Here is a 4,462-nt window from a genome sequence, read left to right as displayed (position 1 = left end):
GAATCCAAGATTCTGTGTGGCTCGTTGCTATCAACTCAACAGCGATCCAACTGCGAAAATATTTGGCAGAAGTCATGGATAGCAATGATCTGTTATGGGTGAGCCAAGTTCGGAGAGGTGAGTTCTCCTTCTCAATGTCAAAGAAGGGAACGAACGACTTTCTGAACAAGCACGGCTTGCAATAACTGTCGTCAAGGCTGGCCGCTCTAACCCGCGGCCAGCTCAATAAAATGATCTTAATGCCTTGTTGGCGCCCAGCCAGACGGGCGAAGACGGATTACCTCTGCCAAGCGGGTTCTGAGCCTCTCGTAGTGCAAGCCCGCGCTCTTAGCGTGAAAGTATGCGGCTCGCGCCAACTCTCTGGGCGTGAAGTCGTGATTGAAATTCAACACCAAGATAGCCGCCGACATGATCGCCTTCTCCTCAGAAAGAGGGTGGCAGAGATCGGCAATCGCTTTGATCAAGGCTTTTGGCTGGGTCTCAACCGGCAAGAACAGTGTCTTGGCTTTCTCATGTTGCTCTGGTCGGAATGGGGTCTTCTTCATTGTAGTTCTCCTTTTTCAGTGAGGAGATGGGTCCAACGTGAAAACCGAGAACAATTTAATTTCGATGATTACTCCGATCGGTTGAGCAAACGTGAGAGCAAACTCCTGCGTTTGAGACGGTCCAGCTTAGCGGCTGCCTCTTCTTGTTCGCGGTGAAGCTTTTGATGCTCAGTTTGCAGCGTTTTGTGTTCTTCGGCGAGAGCTTGATGTTTGTTCGATAGTTCATCCAAGTCTTTGTTCAATTGGGTTTTGGCTTGGGAGTTCGCCTGATTTTCAAGGCGCAGTTTTGTTAGCTCTTCGCTCTGCTGTTCGAGCGCAGAACCCAGCTTTTGAACCCCTCCGAACTGCCTCGCAATGGAGAGTGTTTCAGGATTTACCCATGTCTTCTTCCAACCCGCAGCAGTTCGCCTCTGATAAAGGCTTCGTGCGCGTTCTTTGTCTGACTTGGCCTTCTTCTTCGATGTTTCTTTAATGCTCATATCTGATCCTTGATCGGTTTTTATCGCGCGCGATGGTCGCCGCTGATTGGAAGATTGGCCTTTGGGTCAAAATCAGAAAAAAATGATGAAAAAGAGGTAGGTTTCGTGAGAACTCCGTTGGTTCTCTGTTGGTTATCATGTGAGGCTTCGGTGGTTCTTACATTTGCATGTTGGTTCTCACGTGAGAACTCTTTTATCTATCGTGAGAACCAACACCAACGCTTAACGGTGGTTATCGGTGAAAAGCCAGCTTGGCCTTCTTCTTTCGGCGCGAAGTGCGGGACAAATGCGGTTGAGTAAGCGCTTTGACGTGTGGCGGAAGGATGTCGGCGAAGAGCTCAGCTGCGGGCTGAAAAATCGCCGTAGTCCCTAAAAGGAACAGCTCTCGCGTTGTGCGAATGCTTCTATTAGCGGATATGCGGCCTGTGGGGTCTTCACCTGTTTTCGCATGAACAGCTCGCACTTTCGCGCCCTCGTGGATCATTGCAGGGTCAGAGATGCCGCGCTCAGCAAAGCTCCGGTGTTCAACCCCTTCAAGATCGCGTTGTTTTGCAATGGAATTGAGTATTGCGGCTATTTCTGAGCGCACTTGCTTGGCGCGCTGCCGTTCTCCCAAGCGAAGAACATGCTGGCGTCTGATACGGGAGCGTTTTTTCTTAGTTTGGTTCGGTGCATTGCTTCTTCGAGCCAAGGCGGCTTCTCGGCTTTCGCAGCCATCTTGGGCAATGATGTGAAGATGCTGATTGTGGGCCTTGTCGCGATGCGTGGTCCCGTATGAAGCAGCCTCACTGCCCGGAGGTGCGAAATACACGCAGAGACGTTCTAAGGCTTCCTTTCGGGCCTCTCTGGGCCAACTATTGGGTAAAGAGACGATGATCTTCTCTGCAACCCGCGCACCGTTTGCGCCCCCTGTCTTTGACCGCTTCCGGAACAAGCGGCGAAGCTCTGCCTTTTGCGCTTCGGGGCTGGTTCTTGGCAGCCCCGAAGAAGCACGATCCTCAACTGCGCTTTCTCGATCAATGTAGCGCAGATGTGCGATGGCTGCCTGAGTGGCGTCTGCGGAACACCTCCCCCCAGACGTAGAGATGTTTCGAAATGTTGTGCTAAGTTCCAGCATCGTATGCCCTCCCGTTTAGAAGGCGCATTCAGTTTGCCGGAAGGGCTTAACGCAGCTGGCCATAGGCCAGACCGTTAAGCCCTATTGTGCGCCCTCTTGAACGGACTTGGGGCCTGCTTGCCACTTCTGCTCTCTACGCCGCGCTTTGGGCTTCCTTGACCAAGGGTAGGCGGTTGCCATTGAAGAAGATCTGGGGATTGATCCAGTAAAGGTTTGGCGCAGTGGTTTCTGCGATAATACCTCTTGCGATTAGCTCTTTTCGGCCACGAAAATAGAGCGACCTGGACAAATGCCCGCCTGCTTCGTTGGCGTGTTGCGCTGCGATCCTCTCTGAGAGGCTGACCTTATGCCGGCCTGGATCACGCGAAAGCTCGATCCAAGCGATGGTCAGCAAGCGAACTCCCGCATGTGAGAGGCCCAAAACGACGTATAGTTGGTCGCTGAAAACCTTAATGAACGGAGCGGTGTCCGTAGGCACACGCTTCACTAACTCTGCGGTTTCCTCAATCTCGCCCGTATCCAGATCAACAACCCCTTTCCGCCTGTCTGAGGTTAGCGTCTTTCGCTGCGGGCGGGTTTTGATCCGGAACCCATCAAGAAATGGGTTCGTATGATGTGGCCGTTCTTGGGGAACTTCGGATGGAATGCGTTTGGGTTCTGTCATGCTCGACTCTAATTACTTGTCGGCAGGACTTCGGACCGTTCTCAGAAAATCCAAATGAGTTTCATAGGCAGAACAAACAGTCTCAGATTTGAGACAAATATTTATGCGTTTTCAACAAGTTGAGATGGCCTTACTTCTTCCTCTTCTGGTGGGAGGAGTTCGAAGCTCATTTGCTCAGCTGGCTTGAACAAGAAGAGCAAGCGGGAGACCTTTCGGCCGCTTTTATGAGCCTGCCACTCGATCTCTAAACCGCTAATCTGGCAAAGCTCTCGAACCGCGGGTTCGATCACCCATTTTCGCAGCTGAGCGAAGTTCTTTCGATAGCTCTTTGTGGCCTCCATTGCGTGATGGAAGTCCTCGATATCAACGATCCACCTGCCAGTGCTCTCCCAGCGTTTGAGGTTCTCAAAGAGCCGCCATGAATGGATAGACCGAAGAGCCCGTGTTTGTTCGAGCTTGTAGCTGGTGAAGCGCTTTTCGAGGGCTAACAAGTAGGGGGCTACTTGGTTTGAGAAGTTAATCTCAACATAGCCTTCGCCAGCAACGTATGCGGATCGGTCCAGCCACCTAATCCTTTCAATGTGCTTTTTCCCATATGGGGTTTCGAAGGAGCGCCTAATCGAGCGATCGTAGAGCGCTGCGGTCCCGCGTTTCAGCTGTTCATACGCAGTCGTTTCATCAATGCCAAAACACTCGGCGAATTCGACCGCTGTGATCTTTATGGCCTTTGTGGGCTTCTGCTTCGCCATACTATCGAGCTTCGCCATCGCGGCACTAACGATACGCTTTTCAGACAAGTTCAGTGCATGAGCCGCAGTGATGATCGTGTTGTGCATAGAGACACTGCGATTCGCCAAAGAGGTTTCTGGCGAGATCGTAATCTGGGATGCTTTGCTACGCTTCATTGTGAGAGCATACGATCATATGTGAGAACTTCAATGGTTCTCACATGTCGCCTCCTGTGGATAGCGATCGCTTTTTCTAACGCTTGACGGGGGTTTTCTTTCATTTAACCCGTATTTCCTCACATTTAAGCTACCTAAATACCTGATTTAAAAGGGTATTAGGCCTATAAAAAGATAATAAACTTAAAAAAACGGCGGAGCGAAGAAGAACTTGGTATTTCTCACATTTCAAGAACATAGGACACAAGATTTTGTGCCGTATTATTCAAACCTATCAAGGCGTTGTGTCTGATATGGGGGGTATGATAAAATGAAACTGCCCGAGGCTCGTCTCTGGAAAAGCTCGCCTCAGGCAGTCCTTCAACCTTAAAAGAAAGGCCAATCTGACAATGGCAAAGAAAACCTCCCCCATCAAGATTGGACGTGATGCGCGCTCCGGTCGGTTCATCACTGTTCAAGAAGCGCAGCGCCGTCCTTCGACTACTGTTGTTGAGACACGCACCAAACCTGCGAAGCGAAAGTGAGGCACAGAACATGGCTGTTTATCTTGTATCCTATGACCTCAGAAACGAGCAAAGCTCAGCGGATTACCAACCCCTGTTCGACCGCCTGAAAAGGTATGACTGCCACAGAATCCAAGATTCTGTGTGGCTCGTTGCTATCAACTCAACAGCGATCCAACTGCGAAAATATTTGGCAGAAGTCATGGATAGCAATGATCTGTTATGGGTGAGCCAAGTTCGGAGAGGTGA

General features: G+C 50.7%; 7 protein-coding genes. 2 read left to right on the top strand and 5 right to left on the bottom strand.

Annotation, left to right across the window (positions count from 1 at the left end; all coding sequences use genetic code 11):
* On the top strand, positions 1 to 185 hold a 185-nt coding region (locus ACGYLX_RS18940; protein WP_394451267.1), incomplete at its 5' end, for a hypothetical protein.
* Positions 186 to 236: 51 nt separating this feature from the next.
* Here the strand turns inward: ACGYLX_RS18940 and ACGYLX_RS18935 are convergent.
* The 5 genes from ACGYLX_RS18935 to ACGYLX_RS18915 form a co-directional block, all read right to left on the bottom strand.
* Entirely contained in the window at positions 237 to 545 is a 309-nt protein-coding gene (locus ACGYLX_RS18935) for a hypothetical protein (protein ID WP_394451265.1), read from the bottom strand.
* Positions 546 to 613: 68 nt separating this feature from the next.
* Entirely contained in the window at positions 614 to 1,024 is a 411-nt protein-coding gene (locus ACGYLX_RS18930; protein WP_394451263.1) for a hypothetical protein, read from the bottom strand.
* 232 nt (positions 1,025 to 1,256) lie between these two features.
* Positions 1,257 to 2,141: a MobA/MobL family protein gene (locus ACGYLX_RS18925; RefSeq protein WP_394451261.1), complete on the bottom strand. Its 885-nt coding sequence runs from the start codon at positions 2,139 to 2,141 to the stop codon at positions 1,257 to 1,259.
* 133 nt (positions 2,142 to 2,274) lie between these two features.
* A complete protein-coding gene (locus tag ACGYLX_RS18920; protein ID WP_394451259.1) occupies positions 2,275 to 2,805 on the bottom strand; it encodes a hypothetical protein in 531 nt (176 codons plus the stop codon).
* 101 nt (positions 2,806 to 2,906) lie between these two features.
* On the bottom strand, positions 2,907 to 3,641 hold the full coding sequence (locus ACGYLX_RS18915; protein WP_394451257.1) for a replication initiation protein: 735 nt from the start codon (positions 3,639 to 3,641) through the stop codon (positions 2,907 to 2,909).
* A 603-nt stretch (positions 3,642 to 4,244) separates the two neighbouring features.
* On the opposite strand from ACGYLX_RS18915, the gene ACGYLX_RS18910 reads away from it, so the two are divergent.
* On the top strand, positions 4,245 to 4,462 hold a 218-nt coding region (locus tag ACGYLX_RS18910; RefSeq protein WP_394451255.1), incomplete at its 3' end, for a hypothetical protein.

This window comes from Sulfitobacter sp. 1A13496 (assembly GCF_043557225.1).
In the GTDB taxonomy this organism is placed as follows: Bacteria; Pseudomonadota; Alphaproteobacteria; order Rhodobacterales; family Rhodobacteraceae; genus Sulfitobacter; species Sulfitobacter faviae.
The sequence above is the reverse complement of the archived record's forward strand: the minus strand, read 5'-3'. Positions and strand labels throughout refer to the sequence as shown.

Bases quoted from the DNA above. Each gene is read 5' to 3' on its own strand.
- ACGYLX_RS18935 (WP_394451265.1), bottom strand. From the start codon at position 545: ATGAAGAAGACCCCATTCCGACCAGAGCAACATGAGAAAGCCAAGACA.
- ACGYLX_RS18930 (WP_394451263.1), bottom strand. From the start codon at position 1,024: ATGAGCATTAAAGAAACATCGAAGAAGAAGGCCAAGTCAGACAAAGAA.
- ACGYLX_RS18925 (WP_394451261.1), bottom strand. From the start codon at position 2,141: ATGCTGGAACTTAGCACAACATTTCGAAACATCTCTACGTCTGGGGGG.
- ACGYLX_RS18920 (WP_394451259.1), bottom strand. From the start codon at position 2,805: ATGACAGAACCCAAACGCATTCCATCCGAAGTTCCCCAAGAACGGCCA.
- ACGYLX_RS18915 (WP_394451257.1), bottom strand. From the start codon at position 3,641: ATGCACAACACGATCATCACTGCGGCTCATGCACTGAACTTGTCTGAA.